Annotated in this window: 19 protein-coding genes and 1 tRNA gene; 8 read left to right on the top strand and 12 right to left on the bottom strand. The window is 68.4% G+C overall.

Annotated elements, in window-relative coordinates; all coding sequences use genetic code 11:
* The first annotated feature begins 246 nt into the window (after window positions 1–246).
* The 5 genes from zwf to C1930_RS08095 all read left to right on the top strand — a co-directional run bounded on the left by zwf (window position 247) and on the right by C1930_RS08095 (window position 6,277).
* On the top strand, window positions 247–1,683 hold the full coding sequence (gene zwf / locus C1930_RS08115) for a glucose-6-phosphate dehydrogenase (RefSeq protein WP_108749281.1): 1,437 nt from the start codon (window positions 247–249) through the stop codon (window positions 1,681–1,683).
* Complete coding sequence (gene glk, locus C1930_RS08110; RefSeq protein ID WP_108771455.1) at window positions 1,680–2,687, top strand: glucokinase; 1,008 nt, start codon at window positions 1,680–1,682, stop codon at window positions 2,685–2,687. Before zwf ends, glk begins: the two co-directional genes overlap by 4 nt.
* Entirely contained in the window at window positions 2,684–3,406 is a 723-nt protein-coding gene (pgl, locus tag C1930_RS08105) for a 6-phosphogluconolactonase (RefSeq protein ID WP_108755922.1), read from the top strand. The genes glk and pgl overlap by 4 nt, the downstream gene beginning before the upstream one ends.
* A gap of 58 nt (window positions 3,407–3,464) precedes the next feature.
* Window positions 3,465–5,381, top strand: a complete 1,917-nt coding sequence (gene edd, locus C1930_RS08100; protein ID WP_108771454.1) for a phosphogluconate dehydratase — start codon at window positions 3,465–3,467, stop codon at window positions 5,379–5,381.
* 236 nt (window positions 5,382–5,617) lie between these two features.
* On the top strand, window positions 5,618–6,277 hold the full coding sequence (locus C1930_RS08095; protein ID WP_108749277.1) for a bifunctional 4-hydroxy-2-oxoglutarate aldolase/2-dehydro-3-deoxy-phosphogluconate aldolase: 660 nt from the start codon (window positions 5,618–5,620) through the stop codon (window positions 6,275–6,277).
* Between the two features lie 309 nt (window positions 6,278–6,586).
* Here C1930_RS08095 and C1930_RS08090 read toward each other — a convergent pair whose 3' ends face one another.
* The 3 genes from C1930_RS08090 to ispG form a co-directional block, all read right to left on the bottom strand.
* Window positions 6,587–7,234 (bottom strand): response regulator, encoded by a 648-nt coding sequence (locus C1930_RS08090; protein WP_108749276.1) that lies wholly within the window; start codon window positions 7,232–7,234, stop codon window positions 6,587–6,589.
* Between the two features lie 201 nt (window positions 7,235–7,435).
* The gene (locus C1930_RS08085) at window positions 7,436–8,185 is read right to left on the bottom strand and encodes a phosphatase PAP2 family protein (RefSeq protein WP_108749275.1); all 750 of its coding nucleotides are present in this window, start codon (window positions 8,183–8,185) and stop codon (window positions 7,436–7,438) included.
* Window positions 8,166–9,431 (bottom strand): flavodoxin-dependent (E)-4-hydroxy-3-methylbut-2-enyl-diphosphate synthase, encoded by a 1,266-nt coding sequence (ispG, locus tag C1930_RS08080; RefSeq protein WP_108755920.1) that lies wholly within the window; start codon window positions 9,429–9,431, stop codon window positions 8,166–8,168. Before ispG ends, C1930_RS08085 begins: the two co-directional genes overlap by 20 nt.
* Before the next feature lie 114 nt (window positions 9,432–9,545).
* Here ispG and C1930_RS08075 point away from each other — a divergent pair, with 114 nt between their 5' ends.
* Both C1930_RS08075 and C1930_RS08070 read left to right on the top strand, forming a co-directional pair.
* Window positions 9,546–10,772 carry an ATP-binding protein gene (locus C1930_RS08075; protein ID WP_108755919.1) on the top strand — a complete coding sequence of 409 codons (1,227 nt, stop codon included), beginning with the start codon at window positions 9,546–9,548 and terminating at the stop codon, window positions 10,770–10,772.
* Window positions 10,769–11,332 carry a response regulator transcription factor gene (locus C1930_RS08070; RefSeq protein WP_108771453.1) on the top strand — a complete coding sequence of 188 codons (564 nt, stop codon included), beginning with the start codon at window positions 10,769–10,771 and terminating at the stop codon, window positions 11,330–11,332. The genes C1930_RS08075 and C1930_RS08070 overlap by 4 nt, the downstream gene beginning before the upstream one ends.
* 77 nt (window positions 11,333–11,409) lie before the next feature.
* Here the strand turns inward: C1930_RS08070 and pgi are convergent, their stop codons facing one another.
* From pgi to pcnB, 6 genes are all read right to left on the bottom strand, one after another.
* The gene (gene pgi / locus C1930_RS08065; RefSeq protein ID WP_108771452.1) at window positions 11,410–12,924 is read right to left on the bottom strand and encodes a glucose-6-phosphate isomerase; all 1,515 of its coding nucleotides are present in this window, start codon (window positions 12,922–12,924) and stop codon (window positions 11,410–11,412) included.
* Window positions 12,921–13,301, bottom strand: coding sequence for an aspartate 1-decarboxylase (gene panD / locus C1930_RS08060; protein ID WP_004153087.1), 381 nt, complete (start codon window positions 13,299–13,301; stop codon window positions 12,921–12,923). The genes pgi and panD overlap by 4 nt, the downstream gene beginning before the upstream one ends.
* Before the next feature lie 142 nt (window positions 13,302–13,443).
* The gene (panC, locus tag C1930_RS08055) at window positions 13,444–14,283 is read right to left on the bottom strand and encodes a pantoate--beta-alanine ligase (protein ID WP_108755916.1); all 840 of its coding nucleotides are present in this window, start codon (window positions 14,281–14,283) and stop codon (window positions 13,444–13,446) included.
* Window positions 14,280–15,095 (bottom strand): 3-methyl-2-oxobutanoate hydroxymethyltransferase, encoded by an 816-nt coding sequence (panB, locus tag C1930_RS08050; RefSeq protein ID WP_079221487.1) that lies wholly within the window; start codon window positions 15,093–15,095, stop codon window positions 14,280–14,282. Before panB ends, panC begins: the two co-directional genes overlap by 4 nt.
* Before the next feature lie 34 nt (window positions 15,096–15,129).
* Window positions 15,130–15,615, bottom strand: a complete 486-nt coding sequence (gene folK / locus C1930_RS08045) for a 2-amino-4-hydroxy-6-hydroxymethyldihydropteridine diphosphokinase (RefSeq protein WP_108771451.1) — start codon at window positions 15,613–15,615, stop codon at window positions 15,130–15,132.
* A gap of 3 nt (window positions 15,616–15,618) precedes the next feature.
* Complete coding sequence (gene pcnB, locus C1930_RS08040; protein WP_108771450.1) at window positions 15,619–16,995, bottom strand: polynucleotide adenylyltransferase PcnB; 1,377 nt, start codon at window positions 16,993–16,995, stop codon at window positions 15,619–15,621.
* Between the two features lie 50 nt (window positions 16,996–17,045).
* Between pcnB and C1930_RS08035 the strand changes: the two genes are divergently transcribed.
* Window positions 17,046–17,120, top strand: a tRNA-Glu gene (locus C1930_RS08035).
* A gap of 384 nt (window positions 17,121–17,504) precedes the next feature.
* On the opposite strand, the gene C1930_RS08030 is transcribed toward C1930_RS08035, so the two are convergent.
* From C1930_RS08030 to xylB, 3 genes are read right to left on the bottom strand one after another with little or no spacing between them, the layout of a single operon-like run.
* Window positions 17,505–18,929, bottom strand: coding sequence for a sugar porter family MFS transporter (locus C1930_RS08030; protein ID WP_108752769.1), 1,425 nt, complete (start codon window positions 18,927–18,929; stop codon window positions 17,505–17,507).
* Window positions 18,930–18,961: 32 nt separating this feature from the next.
* Window positions 18,962–20,302: a xylose isomerase gene (gene xylA, locus C1930_RS08025; RefSeq protein ID WP_108771449.1), complete on the bottom strand. Its 1,341-nt coding sequence runs from the start codon at window positions 20,300–20,302 to the stop codon at window positions 18,962–18,964.
* Window positions 20,303–20,325: 23 nt separating this feature from the next.
* A complete protein-coding gene (gene xylB, locus C1930_RS08020; RefSeq protein ID WP_108772559.1) occupies window positions 20,326–21,819 on the bottom strand; it encodes a xylulokinase in 1,494 nt (497 codons plus the stop codon).
* Window positions 21,820–21,946: the final 127 nt, after the last annotated feature.

The following is a 21,946-nucleotide window of genomic DNA, read 5'->3' as shown; positions in this document are numbered from 1 at the left end:
TCGAATACAGTTGCCCATTCTGCCATGTAAACGTTTTCACGTGGCACTATCCGATGGTCGGCGCGCACCGACCTGCAACAGCGGCCAACCGAAAGCGGGCCGTTGCGGTGGTTTCGAATGGAACGGTTGCCCGGACGCCCGGAACACCGCCCCCAGCGAACCTCGGACAGACAGTAGCGCGGATGTCCCCTGAACCCAGCCATGAAGCGATTGACAACGATGTCACCCGGATCTGAAACTCGAGCGATGCACGACACCCTCTTCCTGTTTGGTGCCACAGGTGATCTGGCCCAGCGCTACCTGTTCCCTTCGCTGCTGCGCCTGCTCGGCGACGGCCTGCTGCCGGAGGATTTCCGCATCCGTGCGCTGGCCCTGTCCGGCCACGACACCGAAGCCTTCCATGACATCCTGCGCCCGCGCCTGCAGCAGGCCATGCCGATGGCCAGCCAGGACGACATCGCCGGCCTGCTGCGCCGCATCGACTACCGCTCGGTGGACCTGCGCGACGTCGACTCGGTGGCCGCCGCCGTGTCCGACCTGGTGCACCGCCGCTGCGTGAGCTACCTGGCCATTCCGCCGGGCCTGTACATCTCCACCTGCGAAGGCCTGGCCAAGGGCGGCGCACTGGCATCGCCGGCACGCCTGATGCTGGAAAAGCCGATCGGCAGCGACAGCGAAAGCGCCGAGGAGATCATCAGCACCATCGGCCAGTGGATCGACGAAGACCGCGTGTTCCGCCTGGACCACTACCTGGGCAAGGCCGCGGTGCAGAACCTGATCGCCCTGCGCTTTGGCAACACGCTGCTGGAAGCCGTGTGGAACCGCAACTACATCGAATCGGTGCACATACTGGTGGCCGAAAGCGAAGGCGTGGACGGCCGCGACGCCTACTACGCCCGCTCCGGCGCACTGCGCGACATGGTGCAGAGCCACATCCTGCAGCTGCTGTGCATGGTGGCGATGGAACCGCCGGCCTCGCTGGAAGCCGACCGTATCCGCGACGAAAAGGTGAAGGTGCTGCGCGCGCTGCGCCCGCTGGATGCCAAGCACGCCGCGCGTGACAGCATCCGTGGCCGCTACACGGCTGGCAGCATCAACGGCCAGCCGGCCCAGGCCTACCAGCCGCCGGAAGGCAGCGACGTGGAAACCTTCGCCGGTGTCACCGCGCACATCGACAACTGGCGCTGGAGCGGCGTGCCCTTCCACCTGGTTACCGGCAAGCGCCTGCCCGAGCGCACCACCCGCGTGGTGGTCACCCTGAAGCCAGTCACCCATTGGCTGTTCGAGCGCCCGCAGCGTGCGCAGGCCGCACCGAACCGCCTGGTGTTCCAGCTGCAGCCGCAGGAAAACATCGAACTGGGCCTGATGAGCAGCCTGGCCGGCCCGGAATGGGGCGCGCTGGAACTGCACCCGTTGGAGCTGGAACTGTCGGTGCCAACCGGTCTGCACCGCCGCATCGCCTACGAACGCCTGTTCCTGGACGCCTTCAACGGCAACCACACCCTGTTCGTGCGCGATGACGAAGTGCGCGCCGCCTGGGCCTGGATCGACAGCGTGGCCGACGCCTGGAAGGACGCCAAGCTGCCACTGGAACCCTACCCGGCCGGCCAGTGGGGCCCGAGCAGCGCAACCGGGTTCCTGCCGCAGGGCGTGGATGCTCCCGACAGCGGAGCCTCGGCATGAGTGCCGCCAGCCAGCCGGTGCTGGTGGCCGATATCGGCGGCACCAACGCCCGCTTCGCCCTGGCCGACACCTCGCAGGACGCGCCGCTGCTGAAGGACAGCATCCGCGAATACGCGGTGGCCGAGTTCCCGTCGCTGGGCGATGCCGCGCGCCATTACCTGGAACAGGCCGGCGCCAGCGCCCGCCGCGGCGTGTTCGCCGTGGCCGGCCGCGTGGATGGCGACGAAGCCCGCATCACCAACCACCCGTGGGTGATCTCGCGCAGCCGCACCGCGGCCATGCTCGGCTTCGACGAACTGCACCTGATCAACGATTTCGCCGCGCAGGCCATGGCCGTAGCACTGCTGCAGCCGCATGACGTGGTGCAGATCGGCGGCGCGCACTGGACCCCGGCCGCACCGGGCCAGCCGCGCAACTACGGCGTCATCGGCCCGGGTACGGGGCTGGGCGTGGGCGGCCTGCTTGTGCGCCACGGCCGCAGCTACCCGCTGGAAACCGAAGGCGGCCATGTCAGCTTCCCGCCGGGCACGCCGGAAGAAATCCGGATCCTGGAGATCCTGTCCGAACAGTTCGGCCGCGTTTCCAACGAGCGCCTGATCTGCGGCCCGGGCCTGGTCAACATCCATCGCGCCGTGTGCGAAATGGCCGGCTTCGATCCGGGCCAGCTGCAACCGGCCGATGTGACCGCGCGCGCCGCGCTGGGCGACCCGCAGGCAATGCGCACCGTGGATGTGTTCTGCGCGGTGTTCGGCGCCATCGCCGGCGACCTGGTGCTGGTGCAGGGCGCCTGGGACGGCGTGTTCCTGACCGGCGGCCTGGTGCCGAAGATGCTCGATTCGCTGCAGCATTCCGGTTTCCGCCAGCGCTTCGAACACAAGGGCCGGTTCTCTTCCATCATGGGCCGGGTGCCGTCGCTGGCGATCATGCACCCCTGCCCCGGCCTGCTGGGCGCTGCCGCCTACGCCGCCGACGCCGAACGCGATGCCCCTGGAGTTGCTGCATGAGCCCGATCTTCCACGACGACCGCATCGACTTCGTACAGCACGGCGACGCCGATGCCTGGATCGAAGCGGTGGCCGCCGAGATGGCCCAGGCCATCAACCATGACATCAACGACGTGGGCCGTGCCCGCATCCTGCTGTCCGGCGGCACCACCCCGGCGCCGGTGTACCAGGCGCTGGCCGAACTGGACGTGCATTGGGACCGGGTGGAAGTGAGCCTGGCCGATGAGCGCTGGCTGTCGCCGCAGGATCGCGACAGCAATGCCTGGCTGGTGCGCGAGCACCTGCTCAAGCGTGCCGAAGGCGCGCACTTCGACCCGCTGGTGCGGGTGGGCAAGCCGCTGCCCGAATGCGTGTACACCGCCAACCTGCAGGCCCAGCACAGCCAGGCGCCGAGCGTGGTGGCCCTGGGCATGGGCAACGACGGCCATACCGCGTCGCTGTTCCCGGGTTCGAAGGACCTGACCCGCGCATTGGAAAGCACCCTGCCCTACGCGGCGCTGGATGCCACCGGCTGCCCGGGCTCGAACCAGTGGCCGCTGCGCATCACCCTGACCCCGCGCGGGCTGGGCCAGTGCCGCCAGCGCCTGCTGCTGCTGCGCGGCAAGCAGAAGCTGCAGGTGCTGCGCCAGGCCTTGGACAGCAACGACCCGCAGCTGTACCCGATCCTTTCTGCGATCAACCTGGACGGCGCGCGCCTGCGCGTCCACTGGGCTGATTGATGTCGGCGGCGGCACCTCGGTGCCGCCTGTCACTCGCCACCTTGAATGCCGGTAGCCAATGAGCCTCCATCCGCAACTGCAAGCCATCACCGAGCGTGTCATCCGCCGCAGCGCCGCGTCCCGCGCCGCCTACCTGGCCACGATCGACGCCTCGCTGCGTGACGGCCCGTTCCGCAGCCGCCTGAGCTGCGGCAACCTTGCCCACGGCTTCGCCGCCTGTGGCGGCACGGACAAGAGCCGCCTGCGCGGCGGCGTCACCGCCAACCTGGGCATCATCACCGCGTACAACGACATGCTGTCGGCGCACCAGCCGTTCGAGACCTACCCCGAGCAGATCCGCCAGATCGCCCGCGAACTGGGCGCGACCGCGCAGGTGGCCGGTGCCGTGCCGGCCATGTGTGACGGCGTCACCCAGGGCCGCGGCGGCATGGAACTGTCGCTGTTCTCGCGCGATGTGATCGCCCAGGCGACCGCGATCGGCCTGAGCCACGACATGTTCGACACCACCGTCTACCTTGGTGTGTGCGACAAGATCGTCCCCGGCCTGCTGATCGGCGCGCTGGCCTTCGGCCACCTGCCGGCAGTGTTCGTACCGGCCGGCCCGATGACCCCGGGCATTCCGAACAAGCAGAAAGCCGAAGTGCGCGAGCGCTACGCCGCCGGCGAAGCCACCCGCGAGGAGCTGCTGGAAGCCGAATCGGCGTCGTACCACGGCGCTGGCACCTGCACCTTCTACGGCACCGCCAATTCCAACCAGGTGCTGCTGGAAGCGATGGGCGTGCAGCTGCCGGGCGCGTCGTTCGTGAACCCCGGCACGCCGCTGCGCGATGCACTGACCCGCGAAGCCACCGAGCGCGCACTGGACATCACCGCGCTGGGCGACGATTTCCGTCCGCTGGGCCGCATCATCGACGAGCGCGCCATCATCAACGCGGTGATCGCGCTGATGGCCACCGGCGGTTCGACCAACCACACCATCCACTGGATCGCCGTGGCCCGCGCGGCCGGCATCGTGCTGACCTGGGACGATTTCGACGAGCTGTCGCAGCTGATTCCGCTGCTGGCACGCGTCTATCCGAACGGCGAAGCCGACGTGAACCGCTTTGCCGCCGCCGGTGGCCCGGCCTTCGTGTTCGGTGAACTGATCAAGGCCGGGCTGATGCACGGCGATCTGGTCAGCGTGGCGCGCGGCGGCATGGCCGACTACGCGCGCGAACCGCAGCTGCGCGATGGCCAGCTGGTCTACCTGCCGGGACTGGAACGCAGCGCCGACGACGAGGTGGTGCGCGGCGTGGACAATCCGTTCGAGAGCCAGGGCGGCCTGCGCCTGCTGCGTGGCAACCTGGGCAAGTCGCTGATCAAGCTGTCGGCGGTGAAGCCGCAGTACCGCACCATCGAGGCCCCGGCCGTGGTGGTCGATGCGCCGCAGGTGCTGAACAAGCTGCACGCCGCGGGCATGCTGCCGCAGGATTTCGTGGCGGTGGTGCGTTACCAGGGTCCGCGCGCGAACGGCATGCCGGAACTGCATTCGCTGGCGCCGTTGCTGGGCCTGCTGCAGAACCAGGGCCGGCGCGTGGCGCTGGTTACCGACGGTCGTCTGTCGGGTGCGTCGGGCAAGATTCCGGCGGCCATCCACGTGACGCCGGAAGCGGCGCGCGGGGGGCCGCTGGGCAAGGTGCGCGAGGGCGACATGATCCGTCTGGACGGTGAGGCCGGCACGCTGGAAGTGCTGGTGGATGCGGCCGAATGGGCGGCGCGTACGCTGGCGCCCAATACCGCGCCGGCGGCCAACGACATGGGCCGCAATCTGTTTGCGATCAATCGTCGGGTGGTCGGGCCTGCGGACCAGGGCGCGATTTCGATTTCGTGCGGGCCGGCGGCGGCCGATGGTGGGCCGTGGGATTACGACGCGGAGTACGAGCTGGGGCACGATGCTGCGGCGGCGGCGGCGCCGCATGAGGCGAAGGACGCCTGAGGGTTTGAAGAGCGTTGCGGGTTTGTCGCGGCGGTGGGGTTCCTGGTTGAGGGCGCGGTCAGCCCCAGCCGGGACACGCCGTAAACCCCTCCTTGGGGGCTCGTAGGCGCCATCCATGGCGCCTGCGGTCCCGGCTGGGGCTGACCGCGCCCTCCTGACACTCTCCGGCGCGTCAACGCCGCGAAGTGATCGTTGAAGAGCACAAATAGAGCGAAAGCGAAGGCAAGGGCAAAAGCATGGGTATCGAGCAACATCAGGTTAAGGCGGCGGAGATGCTGCGGGCGGCGGGTATTCTGCCGGTGGTGACGATTCATACGCTGGAGCAGGCGCGGGCGGTCAGTGCGGCGCTGCTGGAGGGCGGGCTGCCGGCCATCGAGTTGACCCTGCGCACGCCGGTGGCGATGGAGGCGCTGGCCATGCTCAAGCGCGAACTGCCCGATGTGGTGGTGGGTGCGGGCACGGTGCTGACCGTGGAGCAGATGCAGCAGGCCATCGATGCCGGTGCGGATTTCCTGGTCACTCCGGGTACGCCGCCGGTGCTGGCCGATGCGCTGGCGGCGGCGCCGCTGCCGGTGGTGCCGGGTGCGGCCACGCCCACCGAGCTGCTGTCGCTCTACGCGCGCGGCTTCCGCGTCTGCAAGCTGTTCCCGGCCACGGCCGTGGGTGGGCTGGCGATGATCAAGGGCCTGGCTGGGCCGGTGGCTGACCTGAAGCTGTGCCCCACCGGTGGCATCACCGAAAACACCGCCGCCGAATACCTGGAGCAGAAGAACGTCGTCTGCATCGGTGGTTCGTGGATGGTGCCGGGCAACTGGATCGCCGATGGCCAGTGGGACAAGGTGCGCGAAAGCGCCGCCCAGGCGGCGAAGATCGTCAAGCGCGTCCGCGGCCACTGAAGAACTACGGGGTCAGAGCCCTTTCCCGCCGGGAAAGGGATCCGACCCCGGGGTCCGCTGGCCCCAGGCCACGAGCGCGCAACGCGCGCGACCCGCTCCCGCTCCTCCTTCTTCATTCCGCGGTGGCGGCGCACGGAAACTATCCGTGGCCCTGCGGAGGGATTGCGCAGGGGCGTGAGCGCCATGGATGGCGCGACCGAGCCTCCAGGGATGGATTCACGGCGTCCCCTGCGCAATCCCTCCGCAGGGCCACCCTCCAGAATCCGACCGCACCACCACCGCGAGGGGCTGCGCCGTTGGCTGGAATTCTTACAGCGGCCGTGCCGGATCCACCAGCCCGTACTGGCTGGCCATGCGCGCCAGCGCGATGTTGTCGTGGATACCCATCTTCTCGAACAGGCGCGCCTTGTGCGTGTTCACCGTCTTCGCGCTCAGGCTCAGGCGCCGGGCGATGTCTTCCTGGCGCAGGCCCTGGGTCAGCAGCAGGGCCACTTCCAGTTCGCGCGGCGATAGCGTATCGAACGGCGAGGCGTTGCCTTCCACCGTGGACAGCGCCAGGTTCTGCGCGATGCTGGTGCCCAGGTAGCGGCGACCGCCGGCCACGTCGCGCACCGCGCGCAGCAGTTCCTGCGCATCGCAGCCCTTGCCGATGTAACCGGCCGCGCCGGCCTCGAGCAGGCGCTTGGGCAGCGGCCCATCTTCCAGCACCGATACGATCACCACGCGCGTGGCGCGGTGGCTGCGCACGATGCGCTCGGTCACCTCCATGCCGCTGACACCGGGCAGGTGCAGATCGCACAGCACCACGTCCGGCAGCAGCTGACGGACCTCACGCAGGGCGTCCTCGCCGGTCTCGGCTTCGCCCACGACCTCGATGTCGGGTTCCCCCGACAGGATCATTTTCATCCCGGTGCGGACCAGCGCGTGGTCATCCACCAGGTAGACTCGAATCGTCATCCACGTCCCTCTTCGAATGCGGCCATCGGGGGCCAAGCTAGGCGTGCGCCATGGCACATCGCAAGCGCGGAAACTGCGCAAAAACGGCGTTCTGCCTTGCGCATCACATTCTTCACGCGCCGATTCCGTCCCTGGCCCCGTAAAACCCCCGACATCGAAACTACACATCCATTGCGCGGCGTCCCAAACGGGACAACCGCGTCAATCCCCTGTTGCGATCGCTTCGCTGGCCCTCGCTGGCGGCGAACCGTGACGCCGCCAAGGATGCCGGCGACGGAACATGACCAGATAGCACCCTACCACCCAAACGAGCGCGGCACACCATCCGGCCAGGATGTCCGAGGGATAGTGCACGCCCAGATAGACCCGGGACACGCTCACCAGCAGGCTGAACGCGGGGGCCAGCACCAGTACCGGCCAACGCCAGCGGGTGTTCCAGGCCAGCAGCACCAGGGTCATCGCCAGGGTCATCGAGCCCATGGCATGGCCGCTGGGGAAACTGAATGTCGATTCCGGCGCGATCGATTCCCACAGGCTGGGGCGGTCACGCTGGAAGAACTGCTTGCTGCCCATGTTCAGCAGCGCCGAACCGACGAAGCACACCGCCACGAAGGTCGCTTCGCGCCAGCGCCGCCGCCAGGCCAGTGCGCCCACGATCAGCACGTCGGCGGGAATCAGGAACCATTCGTAGCCCAGCCGCGACAGCAGTACGAAGAACGTGTCCAATGCCGGCGAATGCAGGCCGTGCATCTGCCACAGCAACGGCGCATCGAAATGGAACGATTCGAACTCGTGCACCTCGTCGGCCAGCGCCACGAAGCCGGCCAGCGGCAGCAGCACGCCGGCAAACAGCAGCAGCAGGCGCCAGGCGTTGCGCGCCATCCAGTGGCGGAAGCCGGACGCCGGCTCCGGCGCGGCCAGGATGACGGGCTTATCCTGCGCTTCGGACATAGGTACGTTCGACGTACTCGTCGATCAGGGCAACGAACTCCTGGGCAATGTTCTCGCCGCGCAGGGTCACCTTCTTCTCGCCATCGACGAACACCGGTGCGGCCGGCGTCTCACCGGTACCCGGCAGCGAAATGCCGATGTTGGCGTGGCGCGACTCGCCCGGGCCGTTGACGATGCAGCCCATCACCGCCAGGGTCATGTTCTCCGCACCCGGGTGGTGGATCTTCCACAGCGGCATCTTCTCGCGCACGTGGTTCTGCACCACCTTGGCCAGTTCCTGGAAGAATTCGGAGGTGGTACGGCCACAGCCCGGGCACGCGGTCACCAGCGGGGTGAAGGCGCGCTGGCCGGTGGTCTGCAGCAGTTCCTGGGCGACGATCACTTCCTGCGTACGCGACTGCCCCGGTTCGGGGGTCAGCGAAATGCGGATGGTGTCACCGATACCTTCCTGCAGCAGCACGCTCAGCGCCGCGGCCGAGGCCACGATGCCCTTGCTGCCGATGCCGGCTTCGGTCAGGCCCAGGTGCAGGGCGAAATCCGAGCGCTGGGCCAGGTCGCGGTACACCGCGATCAGTTCCTGCACGCCGCTCACCTTGGCCGACAGCACGATGCGATCGCGCGGCAGGCCCAGTTCCACCGCCTGTTCGGCCGAATCCAGCGCCGAGCGGATCAGTGCTTCGCGCAGCACGCGGCCGGCGTCCCAGGGCTGTTCGCGATGGTTGTTCTCGTCCATCAGCTTCGCCGCCAGCGCCTGGTCCAGCGAACCCCAGTTGGCACCGATGCGCACCGGCTTGTTGTAGCGCACGGCGAATTCGATCAACTGCGCGAACTGCAGGTCTTTCTTCTTGCCGAAGCCGACGTTGCCCGGGTTGATGCGGTACTTGGCCAGCGCTTCGGCGCAGGCCGGCTCGGCGGTCAACAGCTGGTGGCCGTTGTAGTGGAAATCGCCGATCAGCGGCACGTCGATGCCCATCATCGCCAGCTTGTCGACGATGCGCGGAATGGCCGCGGCCGCTTCAACCGTGTTGACGGTCAGGCGCACCATTTCCGACCCGGCACGCCACAGCTCGGCCACCTGCTTGGTGGTGGACGCCACGTCGGAGGTGTCGGTGTTGGTCATCGACTGCACCACCACCGGCTTGCCGCCGCCTACAGTGACCCCGCCGATCTGGACGGCATGGGTCTGGCGGCGCGGCCAGGCGGTGGCATCGGAGGGGGGCGTAGGGCGGGTGACGGCGTCGTGCATGCGGCCATTCTACCGCCCGCCCCCGCATTCGGGGTGGGTCGCATTCAGCGGCCAGCGCGTCTGCGGCCGATTGTCGCAGGCACCCCGTGCGATGAACGCATACGATGGGCAGGCATGACCGGACCCGACGCCCCGTTCCTTCGTACCCTGTGCAGCCTGCGCTGGCTGGCCGTGGCCGGCCAGGCGGCCACCATCCTGGTCGCCACCTGGGTGCTGGGCCTGCCGTTGCCGCAGCAGCCCCTGTGGGCGGGCGTGGCCGTGCTGGCCGTGTTCAACCTGTACACCCAGCTGCGCCCGGAAGCGGGCGATACCGCCCCGCTGACCGCGTTCGGGCACATCCTGGTGGACGTGATCATCCTGACCTGGATGGTCGGCTGGAGCGGCGGCATCGCCAACCCCTTCGGCTCGCTGTTCCTGATTCTGATCGCGCTGGCCGCCTTCGCCCTGCCCCGCCGCTGGGCGCTGGCGGTGGCCGGCGCCTGCCTGCTGGGCTACGCCGCCAGCGGTGTGTTCGGCCAACCCCTGCCCGCCGGCTACTTCCGCGCGCTGGACCTGAACCGCTGGGGCGTGGTGGCCAATTTCCTGCTGTCTGCGGCGGTCGTGCTGACCTTTTCCACCCGCCTGGCGACGGCCCTGCGCCAGCGCGAACTGGAACTGTCGGCGCTGCGCGAACGCTTCGCCCGCAACGAAGGCATCGTCGCCCTGGCCACCCACGCCGCCTCGGTGGCGCACGAACTGAACACCCCGCTGGCAACCATGACCCTGCTGGCCGATGACGTGGCCGAGCGCAGCGAAGAGCCGGAAGTGCGCGAGGACATGGAAACCCTGCGCGAACTGCTGGTGCAGTGCCGTGAACGCGTGCTGGCGCTGGCCGCGCCGGCATCCACCGAAGGCCCCGGCCGCGGTCATTCCAGCGCGCAGCAGGTGCTGGAACAGTGGCGGCTGGTGCGACCGACCATCGACCTGCACCGCAACGACGACGCGCCGCTACGGCTGCCGCTCGACCCCGGCGTGGGCCACCTGCTGATGGTGCTGCTGAACAACGCGGCCGATGCGGGCGAACAGGCCGGGCGCCCGCGCGTGGACCTGGACCTGCGCATCGAAGGCGACGACCTGATCGGCGAAGTGCGCGATTACGGGCACGGCTTCAACGCCCGTGCCGCCGTGCTGCCGGGCCGGCTGTTCGGCAGCAGTAAAAGTGAAGGCATGGGTGTGGGCCTGGCCCTGTCCCACGCCACCATCGAACGCCTGCAGGGCGAGATGTGGATGCGCCCGGCCCAGGGGGCCGGCAGCCGCGTCGGCTTCCGCCTGCCGCTGGCCCCACGCGAGGACACCCCATGAACGCCTCAACCCTTGGCCTGCTGGTCGACGACGACGAACTGTACCTGCGCACCCTGCAGCGCAGCCTGGCCCGCAAGGGCCTGGAAACGCAGACCGCACAGGATGCGGCCAGCGCGCTGATGCTGGCACGCCAGCAGCCGCCTGCATTCGCCCTGATCGATCTGAAGCTGGGCAACGATTCGGGCCTGGCCCTGATCCAGCCGCTGCGCGCGCTGCGTGCGGACATGCGCATCCTGCTGGTGACCGGTTACGCCAGCATCGCCACCGCAGTGGAAGCGATCAAGCTGGGCGCCGACGATTACCTGCCCAAACCGGCCACGGTGCCGATGATCCTGCGCGCCCTTGGCGAAGAGGATGATGGCCCGGCCGATGAGGGCGAAATGGAAGTGCCCGATGCGATGACACCGATCAGCCGCCTGCAGTGGGAACACATCCAGCAGGCCATGCACGAGACCGGCGGCAATGTGTCGGCCGCGGCGCGGCTGCTGGGCATGCACCGGCGTTCGCTGCAGCGCAAGCTGGCCAAGCGGCCAAGCCCGGAGCGCGACCCGAGCCGTTGATGCGGGGTCGCGTCCGCCGGGCATGGCCCGGCGCTACCGACTTGTAGAGTCGAGCATGGCTCGACTCTACAGATACGTCAGCCCTTCAGCTGCGCCAGGATCTCGCGGGTCATCGGATCGGCAATCGCCACATCCTCGCCCTGCAGCGCCGGCAACAGGCCATTGGCCAGCTGCTTGCCCAGCTCGACACCGAACTGGTCGAAGGCGTTGATGTTCCAGACCACCGACTGCACGTACACCGCGTGTTCGTACATGGCGATCAACGCACCCAGCGCCTGCGGGGTCAGTGCATCGAGCAGGATCAGGGTGCTGGGGCGGCCACCGGGATAGTCGCGGTGCGGATCGTCGCTGGCCTGGCCGTTGGCCAGCGCTTCGGTCTGCGCCAGCAGGTTGGCCAGCAACGCCTGGTGGTTCACCGTGTAGGGATCGTCGTTGCGCACGCAGCCGATGAAATCGGCCGGAATGATGCTGGTGCCCTGGTGCAGCGCCTGGAAGAAGCTGTGCTGCACATCGGTGCCTGCCCCGCCCCACCACACCGGCACGGTGTCGGTGGTGACCGGCTGGCCGTCGCGCTGCACGCGCTTGCCCAGGCTTTCCATCACCAGCTGCTGCAGGTAGGCCGGCAGCAGCGCCAGGCGCTGGTCGTAGGTCATCACCGCGTGGGTGGCATACCCCAGCAGGTTGCGGTTCCAGATATCGGTCAGTGCATGCAGCACCGGCAGGTTGCGCTCCAGCGGCGCGTCCAGCGCATGCGCATCCATCTGCGCGGCACCGTCCAGCAGCTGCTCGAAACGCTCGAAACCAATGGCCAGCGCAATCGGGAAGCCGACCGCCGACCACAGCGAGTAACGCCCGCCCACCCAGTCCCACATCGGCAGCACGCGCTCGGCGGCGATGGCGAAGGCCTTGGCGGCACGCTCGGGGTTGGCGCTGACCGCGTACAGGCGATCGCTGCCGCCCAGCCAGTCATGCAGGATCTGCCCGTTGAGCAGCGTTTCCTGGGTACCGAAGGTCTTGGAAATCAGGATGCCGGCGGTGGTGGCCGGGTCCAGCGTGGCCAGCGTGCGCTGCATGGCGGCGCCGTCCACGTTCGACACGAAATGCACGCGCAGGCGCGCGCCAGTGACCGGACGCAGCGCGTCGGCCACCAGGCGCGGGCCCAGATCGGAACCGCCGATGCCGACGCTGACCACATCGGTCACGCCGCTGTCTTCCAGCGCGCGCACCAGCACGCCCATGCGCTGGCGGATGTCGCGCGCGGTGGCATAGGCCTCGGCCGCCACCGGCGCATCCACGCCATCACCGCGCAGCGCGGTATGCAGCGCCGCACGGCCTTCGGTCAGGTTCACCTGTTCGCCGCGGAACAGGCGGGCGATGGCCGCGCCGACATCGCGCTCGGCGGCCAGCGCCAGCAGCGCCTGCAACGCAGCGGCATCGTACTTCTGCCGCGCGAAATTGACATACAACGGACCGACCCGCAGCGCCAGATCCTGCACGCGGCCAGGTTCGGCGGCCAGCAGGCTGGGAATGCTTGCGCCCTTCAGGCGCTGGGCGTGGGAATGCAGCGAGTCGAATCCGTTGTTCGTTGTCATGCGGCCTGGGTCGGGATCGTGTCGTTGGTGTGGGAAATCTGGTTGTTGCCGTCCACGTACACCAGCTTCGGCTTGAAGCTGTCCGCTTCCTGCTCGGTCATGCTGGCGAAGGCAGCGATGATGATGATGTCGCCGACCTGCACGTGGCGCGCGGCGCCGCCATTGAGCGAGACCACGCCGCTGCCGGCTTCGGCACGGATGGCATAGGTCGAGAAGCGCGCACCGTTGGTCACGTCCCAGATGTGCACCTGCTCGAACTCGCGGATGCCGGTGGCAGCCAGCAGGTTGTCATCGATGGCGATGGAACCTTCGTAGTTCAGCTCGGAATGGGTGACGGTGGCGCGGTGGATCTTGGTCTTCAGCAGGGACAGGTGCATGGCACGGCACAACGCAAAGGAAAGTGCGGATTCTAGCACCCGCGTGGCGCCGGGCATCACGGCTGGCAACTTGTTCAGGTAGCAGGCTGTAAGTGGGGTCAGAGCCCTTTCCCAACGGGAAAGGGATCCGACCCCGCAGACATCAGAATTCCAGGTTGTCGATCAACCGGGTGCTGCCCAGGCGGGCGGCAATCAGCGCCACCCGGCCGCCGCCGTCGAAGGTCGGTTCGGCCAGCTCCGGGGTGCGCAGCACCGCGTAGTCGACCTGGAAACCGGCAGCCTGCAGTGCGGCGGTGGCATCGGCTTCGATCTGCGCCCGCGTGTGCCCGGCCACGTAGCCTTCGCGCATGCCCAGCAGGGTGCGGTGGATCGTGGTGGCCAGCGGTCGCTGCTGCGCATCCAGGTACTGGTTGCGCGAGCTCTTGGCCAGGCCATCGTCGTCACGCACGATCTCGGCACCGACGATCTGGATCGGGAAGGACAGCTCGGCCACCATCTGCTTGATCACCGCCAGCTGCTGGTAGTCCTTGCGACCGAACACGGCCACGTCCGGCTGCACCTGCAGGAACAGGCGCGCCACCACCGTGCAGACGCCATCGAAGTGGCCCGGGCGGCTGGCGCCCTCCAGCACTTCGCTCACGCCGGGGGCGTGCATCTGCGTGGTCTTGTCCACGCCCAGCGGGTACATCGCCTCGACGCTGGGCAGCCACACGGCATCGCAACCGACCTGCTCCAGCCCGGCCACGTCGGCCTCGGGCGTGCGCGGGTAGCGGCTGAAATCTTCGTTCGGCCCGAACTGGGTCGGGTTGACGAAGATGCTGGCCACCACTTTGTCGGCGTACTGCCGGGCCAGGGCCACCAGCGAATGGTGTCCGCCGTGCAGGTTGCCCATGGTCGGCACCAGCGCCACGCGCAGGCCCTGCTGCTTCCACTGGGCGATCTGTTCGCGCAGTGCGCCAAGTTCGTTGAAGGTCTGGATCATTGGGCGTAGGCGTGCTGTTCGTCGGGGAAGCTGCCGTCGCGCACGGCGTCAGCGTAGGCGCGGGTGGCACCGGCCACCGAACCGCCTTCGGCCAGGAAGTCCTTGACGAACTTCGGACGGCGGTGGCCACTGTCCAGGCCGATGAAATCGTGCAGCACCAGCACCTGGCCATCACAGTGCGGGCCGGCACCGATGCCGATGGTCGGCACGTCCACTGCAGCGGTCACTTCAGCCGCCACCGGGGTCGGCATGCATTCGAGCACGATCAGGGTGGCACCGGCGGCGGCCACGGCCTTGGCGTCTTCCACCAGCTGGCGCGCGGCATCGCCACGGCCCTGGATCTTGAAGCCGCCCAGGCGCAGCACCGACTGCGGGGTCAGGCCCAGGTGCGAACACACCGGAATCTCGCGCTCCACCAGGTAGCGCACGATGTCGACCTTGAAGCCGGCACCTTCGATCTTGACCATCTCGGCACCGGCCTGCAGCAGCTGCAGCGAGGCGTCCAGCGCACGTTCCGGGGTGGCATCGGCGCCGAACGGCAGGTCGGCCACCAGCAGCGCCCGCTGCAGCACGCGCGACACCGCACGGGTGTGGTAGACCATGTCCGCCACCGTCACCGGCAGGGTGGAATCGTGGCCCTGCACGACCATGCCCAGCGAATCGCCGATCAGGATCAGGTCCACGCCATTGGCGTCGAAAGTGCGGGCAAAGCCTGCGTCGTAGGCGGTCAACATGACCAGCTTCTGGCCATTGCGCTTGGCTTCGGCCAGCGCGGGTACGGTCCAGGGCTTGCTGTCTGCGTGGGTGCTCATGTGCTGATAACCGGGGGAGATAACCCGGGCATTATCACCCTATCGGCGCGATCCCGCAGGCGTCGACCCGCATCACTGCGTCCTGCACGCTGCCATGGCCGGGAATGGTCAGTTCCGGCGCGATTTCGGCCAGCGGCACCAGTACGAAGGCGCGCTGGTGCAGGTACGGATGCGGCACCTGCAGCGCAGGCGCGTCCACGGTCTGCTGACCGTAAAGGAGCAGGTCCAGATCCAGCGCGCGCGGGCCCCAGTGCACGGCCGGGTCGCGCACCCGGCCGAAACGCTGCTCCAGCGCCAACAGGGCCTGCAGCAGGTCCATCGGCGCCAACGCGGTATCCACGGCCGCCACCGCATTGACGAACGGCGGCTGGTCTTCGTTGCCCCAGGCCGGGGTGGCATACAGCCGCGATGCCCGCTGCAGGCGCGTGCCGGCCAGCGTGTCCAGCGCGGCAATCGCCGCGCGGACCGTGCCCGCCGCATCGCCCAGGTTGGCACCCAGGCCTATCCACGCAACGGTCATGACTTACTCGGCGGCGCCGCCCGGGCTACCGCTGCGACGGCGGCGACGGCGGCGCTTGCGCGGCGCCCCGCCCTCTTCGTCGCCCCCCTCGGCGTGCATGGCGTCGAGCGAGTGTTCCAGCTCGTTGCCCGACTGCGCCTGCGCCTCGCGCCAGAACTGCACATCGGCTTCGTGCTCGGCCGAGGCCACCTGGCGCAGCGACAGGAAATCGAAGGCGGCACGGAAGCGCGGATGGGTCAACGTGCGGAACACGCGCTTGCGCTGGCGCGAACTGAAGCGCGACTGCAGCAGCCAGATTTCCTGCATCGGCAGCGAGAACCGGCGCGGCAGGGCGATGGTGCTCAGCTGCTGCACCGTCACCCGGTCGGCGGCGCGCCGCTGTGCTTCTTCCGGGGCCACGCCCTGCTTGAGCAGGGTGGCCTGGGCACGGCAGTAGGCCGGCCACAGCAGCAGCGCGAACAGGAACGCCGGCGAGACCGGTTCGTCGTTGGCCACGCGGGCATCGGTGTTGGCCAGGCCTTCCACCAGCATGCGGCGCAATGCGCCGGTACGGTTCGACTTCAGCGCCTTGGCGCTTTCCGGGAACAGCACGTCCAGCAGGCCGTAGCGCTCCAGCCCTTCGAAACTGGCCACGCCGTGCCCGGACAGGAACAGCTTCAGCACCTCTTCGAACAGACGTGCCGGGGCCGCCTCATTGAGCAGGCCGGCCAGCTGCGGGATCGGCGCGGCGGTGCCCTGCTCGATCTGGAACCCGAGCTTGGCGGCCAGGCGCACCGCGCGCAGCATGCGCACGGGGTCTTCGCGGTAACGCTGTTCGGGATCGCCGATCAGCTTCATCAGGCGTGCCTGCACGTCCTCGAAGCCGCCGACGTAATCGCGCACCGAGAAATCCTCGATGGCGTAGTACAGGGCGTTGCAGGTGAAGTCGCGGCGCACGGCGTCGTCTTCGATGGTGCCGTAGACGTTGTCGCGCACCAGCATGCCGTTTTCCATTTCGCGGTCGCCGCTGCCGTCATCGCTGTTGGCACGGAAGGTGGCCACTTCGATGATCTCGCGGCCGAAGACCACGTGGGCAAGGCGGAAACGGCGGCCGATCAGGCGGCAGTTGCGGAACAACTGCTTGACCTGTTCGGGCGTGGCGTCGGTGGCCACGTCGAAATCCTTGGGTTGGCCATTGACCAGCAGGTCGCGCACTGCGCCGCCCACGAGGTAGGCGCCGAAACCGGCATCGCGCAGGCGATAAAGCACGCGCAGGGCGTTCGGGCTGATCTCCTTGCGGGAGATCGTGTGCTGGTCGCGCGGAATGACGCGCAGGCTGAACGGAGATGGAGCAGGGGAAATGATGTTGGCGCTTCCGGTTGAAGTTTCGGGATTGCCCATTGGCATCGAGGTACCTATACTACCGCTCCTGCCTCGGCAGCGACATACATGCTCCCTTCGTCTAGTGGTTAGGACGTGGCCCTCTCAAGGCTAAAACAGGGGTTCGAGTCCCCTAGGGAGCACCAGTCGCCGCAGCAGGAACCGAAAAAGCCCGCCAATGTGCGGGCTTTTCTGTTTTCCGGAGTTCACTACTCCGGACGCTTGGTCGCTGTAGCGCCTACCTGTTCCTGCGTTCGAGGGGGCGGGCCACCCTGGCCTGGACACGCCAAAGCCCATCCATGGTGCTCGGTGGCGCCATCCCTGGCGCCAACGGTCCAGGCCAGGGTGGCCCGCCCCCTCCTGACAGTTTCCCGCGACGGCGGCGGGAACAGCCCCGCTCCTCCGCCGCCAATTCGACCCCGACGCGCAGACCTGCGTCCGCCACCCGCAATGTGTCGAGAGGGGGCAGGCCGCCCCCTCCCCCACGTAGCCGGGAGGCGCGAACGCAGCGCCTCCGAAGCCAAAGCGCGTCAGCCTTCCATCTGCTCCAGTTCCTTGCCCTTGGTTTCGCGGACGTAGCGGACCACGAAGAAGATGGAGAGGAAGGCGGCCACGGTGTAGATGCCGTATGCGCCAGCCAGGCCGATGCCGGCCAGCAGCATCGGGAAGGTGACGGTGATGGCGAAGTTCGATGTCCACTGCGCCGCACCGGCCACGGCCAGCGCCGAGCCGCGGATCTGGTTCGGGAACATTTCGCCCAGCATCACCCACATCACCGGGCCCCAGGACATGTTGAAGAACACCACGTAGACGTTGGCCGCCACCAGCGCGAGCCGGCCCATGCCGTCGGACAACTGCAGGCGCCCGTCCACCAGGCTGCCACTGGCAAACGCCACCACCATCAGCGCCAGCGACACCGCCATGCCCACCGAACCGATCCACAGCAGCGGCTTGCGGCCGATCCGGTCGATCAGCAGCACCGTTACCAGGCAGGCGCCGATACTGAGCGCGCCGGACAGCACGTTGATCAACAGCGCGTCGTTTTCCGAGAAGCCCACCGCCTGCCACAGCACGGCCCCGTAGTAGAACACCACGTTGATGCCCACCAGCTGCTGCAGCACCGCCAGGCCGATGCCCACCCAGACGATGCCACGCAGCTTGCCGCTGGCCTTGTCCTTCAGGTCGGCAAACGTCGGCCGGTGCTGGTCCTGGGCCAGGCTGCCCTCGATCTCGCCGCGCTTCACCCGTGCCTCGGCCGGCCCGTACAGGCGGGCCAGCACCGCTTCGGCCTGCGCGTGCCGGCCCTTGGCGACCAGGAAGCGCGGGCTCTCGGGAATGGTCAGCAGCAGCACCAGGAACAGCAGCGAGGGAATGGCCTGCATCCAGAACATCCAGCGCCAGGCCTCCTGCCCCAGCCACAGCGGCTCGGTGGACGCGCCGGCCGCGCGCGCCAGCAGGTAGTTGCTCAGGAAGGCGGCGAACAGCCCGCTGATGATCGCCATCTGCTGCACCGTGGCCAGCTTGCCGCGATAGCGCGCCGAGGCCACTTCGGCAATGTAGGCCGGCGACATCACGCTGGCTGCGCCCACCGCGAAACCGCCGACCATGCGCGCGGCCACGAACAGCCACGATGCATGTGCTGCGCCCGCACCCAGCGCCGACAGCAGGAACAGCACCGCCGAAATGATCAGCACGCTGCGGCGGCCCAGCAGGTCACCCAGGCGCCCGGCCACGAAGGCACCGATGGCGCAGCCCAGCAGCATCGAGGCCACCTCGAAGCCCAGCGCGGCCTCGCTGGAATTGAATGCCTGGCGCAGGCCATCGACCGTACCGTTGATCACCCCGCTGTCGAAGCCGAACAGGAAACCACCGAGGGTGGCCACGCAGCTGATCAGGACGATGAAAGCGGTGTTTTCGCCGCGGCTGCCGGCGCTTGCAGGAATCGCTGTGGACATGGGTTCATCCGCGAAGGGAAAGGGCCTGCCGCTCAGCGCAGCAGGTACTGGTTCAGCAGGTTCTCATAGGCCTCCTGCCGTCCGCTACGCTGGCGCAGCTCGCCGCTCTGTTCGGCCAGCGCGCACAGCGCATCGAGGCCCAGCTGGCCGGCCGCGAACGCCTGGCCCGGGCCCTGGTCGAAGCTGGCGTAGCGCTCGCGCCGCCACTGTTCCAGCGGCGACTGCTGCAGCAGCGCATGGGCCACTTCCAGGCCGCGGGCGAAGGCATCCATGCCGCCGATATGGGCCAGGAACAGATCCTGCGGATCGGTCGATTCGCGCCGCACCTTGGCATCGAAGTTCAGCCCGCCGTGGCCCAGACCGCCCTGCCGCAGCACCACCAGCATCGCCCCGACCGTGTCGTACAGGTCGGTCGGGAACTGGTCGGTATCCCAGCCATTCTGCGGATTGCCCCGGTTCGCATCGATGCTGCCCAGCAGCCCGGCATCGGCCGCCACCTGCAGGTCGTGGGCGAAGGTGTGGCCGGACAGCGTGGCGTGGTTGGCTTCGATGTTCAATTTGAAGTCCGCATCCAGGCCGTGCTGGCGCAGGAAGCCGACCACGGTGGCGCTGTCGAAATCGTACTGGTGGTGCATCGGTTCCATCGGCTTGGGCTCGATCAGGAACGTGCCTTCGAAGCCGATGCTGCGGCCGTGGTCGCGTGCCGCTGCCAGGAACCGCGCCAGGTGGGCCTGCTCACGCTTCATGTCGGTGTTCAGCAGGCAGGCATAGCCTTCGCGGCCGCCCCAGAACACGTAGTTGCTGCCGCCCAGGGCCACCGTGGCTTCAAGCGCGGCCTTGACCTGCACGGCGGCGCGCGCCACCACGGCGAAGTCCGGATTGGTCGCCGCACCGTTCATGTAGCGCGGGTGCGAGAACAGGTTGGCCGTGCCCCACAGCAGCTTCATGCCGGTCTGCTGCTGGCGCTGGCCGGCCAGATCCACCATGTGCGCCAGGTTGGCGCGGTACTCGCCGATGTCATCCGCGTCGGGGGCCAGGTCCACGTCGTGGAAGCACCAGTACGGCACGCCCAGCTTGGTGAAGAATTCGAAGGCGGCATCGCAGCGCGCTTCGGCACGGGCCAGCGGCGTATCGCCCCGGTCCCAGGGGTAGGCGCGGGTGCCCGGCCCGAACGGGTCCTGCCCGGCGCCACAGAAACTGTGCCAGTAGGCCACCGCGAAGCGCAGGTGCTCGGCCATGCTGCGCCCGCCGATCTGCCGCTGCGCGTCATAGACCTTGAAGGCCAGGGGGTTGTCGGAGTCGCGGCCCTCGAAGGGGATGCGACCGATGCCGGGGAAGTACTCACGCTGACCAACATGGAACGGGGTTGCCATGGACGATGCTTCCTTCTTCGGGATCAGGGCAGGCGCTGCTGGAACAACGGCGTCAGCGCCTGCAGGTGGTGGACGAAACGCTGGTAACCGGCCTGGTACAGGGCGCCGCGCTCGGGATCGGGCTGCGCGGCCTGGCCGGCATCGAACTTCAGGTGCTCATCGACCAGATCGGCCAGTGCCCCGCCCTGCCCCTCGCACAGCCACAGCGCCTGCAGTGCAGCGCCGAACGCGGCGCCTTCGGCCTGCACGGGCACGACCACGGGCAACTGGAACAGATCGGCGATCATCTGCCGCCAGCCGGGGCTGTTGGCGCCGCCGCCGGTCAGCACCAGGCGCTGGCCCTGCAGCCCGCCCTCGACCAGGGCGTCGTAGCCCAGGCGCAGGCTGTAGCTGGCCCCTTCCATCGCGGCGCGATAGAGGTTGGCCGGGCCCAGGTTGTGCAGGTCCAGCCCATGCAGGGCGCCGCGCGCCAGCGGCAGGTCCGGGCTGCGTTCGCCATTGAAGAACGGCAGCATCACCAGCCCGTCGGCGCCGGGCGCGCTCTGCGCCAGCAGGTCTTCGCACTGCGCGGGCGACTGCCCCAGCAGCGCGGCCACCTGGCCGGTAGCAACGGTGCAGTTCATCGTGCAGATCAAGGGCAGCCAGCCACCGTCGGAAGCGCAGAACGCGGCCCAGCGTCCCTGCGGATCGATGCTCGGGGTGGCGCTCCACGCGAACAGCGTGCCCGACGTGCCCAGGCTCATGCTCAGCCGCCCTTCGCGCACCGCGCCGGTGCCGATGGCCGCCATCATGTTGTCGCCACCGCCGACCGCCACGCGGGTGTTCGCAGGCAGGCCCAGCAGCGCCGCCACTGCGGGCAACAGGGTGAATCCCTGGTCGGGCTCGACCAGCGGCGGCAGCAGTCCGGCCAGATCGCGCCACTCATCGGTGGCCGCCAGCATCGGCGCCGACCAGGTGCGCCGGCGCACATCCAGCCAGCCGGTACCGGAGGCATCGCCGGCCTCCATGAAGCGCTGCCCGGTCAGCCACAGATTCAGGTAATCATGGGGCAGCGCGATGCCGTCCAGAGCCGCATCGACGTCCGGCCGGTGCTGGCGGGTCCAGCGCAGTTTGGAGGCGGTGTAGCCCACGCGCAGGTCGTTGCCGGCTTCGGCAATGCAGGCCGCCACCCCGCCCATCGCCGACACGATCTGCGCGCACTGCTCGCTGCTGCTGGTGTCGCACCACAGCTTCACCGGCCCCAGCGCGCGGTTGTCCGCGCCCAGCGGTACGAAGCCATGCTGCTGGCCGGAAACGGCAAGCCCGCGCACCCGCGCGCGCAGCGTGCCCGGCAACGCCTGAATGGCCTGCACCAGCGCCTGCACCCAATCGGCTGCGTTCTGCTCGCGCCCGCCGTCGTCGGTGGCGGTCAGCGACAACGGCCGCGCCTGCTGCGCCAGCACCTGCCGTGCCTGCGCGTCATAGGCCACCACCTTCACACTCTGGGTGCCGGCATCGATGCCCAGATACACGCTCATGCCCTGCCCTTCGCTGCGATCCGCACTGTCACCCGCCAGATGTCCACCGATGGACATCGAGTCTGCCGGGGCGGTCGGCGGCTTGGCAATGTGCACTGCGGCAAAGAGGGCTGGCATGCCTGCGGTC

Source organism: Stenotrophomonas sp. SAU14A_NAIMI4_8 (genome assembly GCF_003086695.1).
GTDB lineage: Bacteria > Pseudomonadota > Gammaproteobacteria > Xanthomonadales > Xanthomonadaceae > Stenotrophomonas.
Note: the sequence above shows the minus strand (reverse complement) of the source record. Positions and strands in the feature narration are given on the sequence as shown.

Excerpts from the sequence above, each read along its gene's own strand:
- zwf (WP_108749281.1), top strand. The coding sequence starts at position 247 with ATGCACGACACCCTCTTCCTGTTTGGTGCCACAGGTGATCTGGCCCAG.
- glk (WP_108771455.1), top strand. The coding sequence starts at position 1,680 with ATGAGTGCCGCCAGCCAGCCGGTGCTGGTGGCCGATATCGGCGGCACC.
- pgl (WP_108755922.1), top strand. The coding sequence starts at position 2,684 with ATGAGCCCGATCTTCCACGACGACCGCATCGACTTCGTACAGCACGGC.
- edd (WP_108771454.1), top strand. The coding sequence starts at position 3,465 with ATGAGCCTCCATCCGCAACTGCAAGCCATCACCGAGCGTGTCATCCGC.
- C1930_RS08095 (WP_108749277.1), top strand. The coding sequence starts at position 5,618 with ATGGGTATCGAGCAACATCAGGTTAAGGCGGCGGAGATGCTGCGGGCG.
- C1930_RS08090 (WP_108749276.1), bottom strand. The coding sequence starts at position 7,234 with ATGACGATTCGAGTCTACCTGGTGGATGACCACGCGCTGGTCCGCACC.
- C1930_RS08085 (WP_108749275.1), bottom strand. The coding sequence starts at position 8,185 with ATGTCCGAAGCGCAGGATAAGCCCGTCATCCTGGCCGCGCCGGAGCCG.
- ispG (WP_108755920.1), bottom strand. The coding sequence starts at position 9,431 with ATGCACGACGCCGTCACCCGCCCTACGCCCCCCTCCGATGCCACCGCC.
- C1930_RS08075 (WP_108755919.1), top strand. The coding sequence starts at position 9,546 with ATGACCGGACCCGACGCCCCGTTCCTTCGTACCCTGTGCAGCCTGCGC.
- C1930_RS08070 (WP_108771453.1), top strand. The coding sequence starts at position 10,769 with ATGAACGCCTCAACCCTTGGCCTGCTGGTCGACGACGACGAACTGTAC.
- pgi (WP_108771452.1), bottom strand. The coding sequence starts at position 12,924 with ATGACAACGAACAACGGATTCGACTCGCTGCATTCCCACGCCCAGCGC.
- panD (WP_004153087.1), bottom strand. The coding sequence starts at position 13,301 with ATGCACCTGTCCCTGCTGAAGACCAAGATCCACCGCGCCACCGTCACC.
- panC (WP_108755916.1), bottom strand. The coding sequence starts at position 14,283 with ATGATCCAGACCTTCAACGAACTTGGCGCACTGCGCGAACAGATCGCC.
- panB (WP_079221487.1), bottom strand. The coding sequence starts at position 15,095 with ATGAGCACCCACGCAGACAGCAAGCCCTGGACCGTACCCGCGCTGGCC.
- folK (WP_108771451.1), bottom strand. The coding sequence starts at position 15,615 with ATGACCGTTGCGTGGATAGGCCTGGGTGCCAACCTGGGCGATGCGGCG.
- pcnB (WP_108771450.1), bottom strand. The coding sequence starts at position 16,995 with ATGGGCAATCCCGAAACTTCAACCGGAAGCGCCAACATCATTTCCCCT.
- C1930_RS08030 (WP_108752769.1), bottom strand. The coding sequence starts at position 18,929 with ATGTCCACAGCGATTCCTGCAAGCGCCGGCAGCCGCGGCGAAAACACC.
- xylA (WP_108771449.1), bottom strand. The coding sequence starts at position 20,302 with ATGGCAACCCCGTTCCATGTTGGTCAGCGTGAGTACTTCCCCGGCATC.
- xylB (WP_108772559.1), bottom strand. The coding sequence starts at position 21,819 with ATGAGCGTGTATCTGGGCATCGATGCCGGCACCCAGAGTGTGAAGGTG.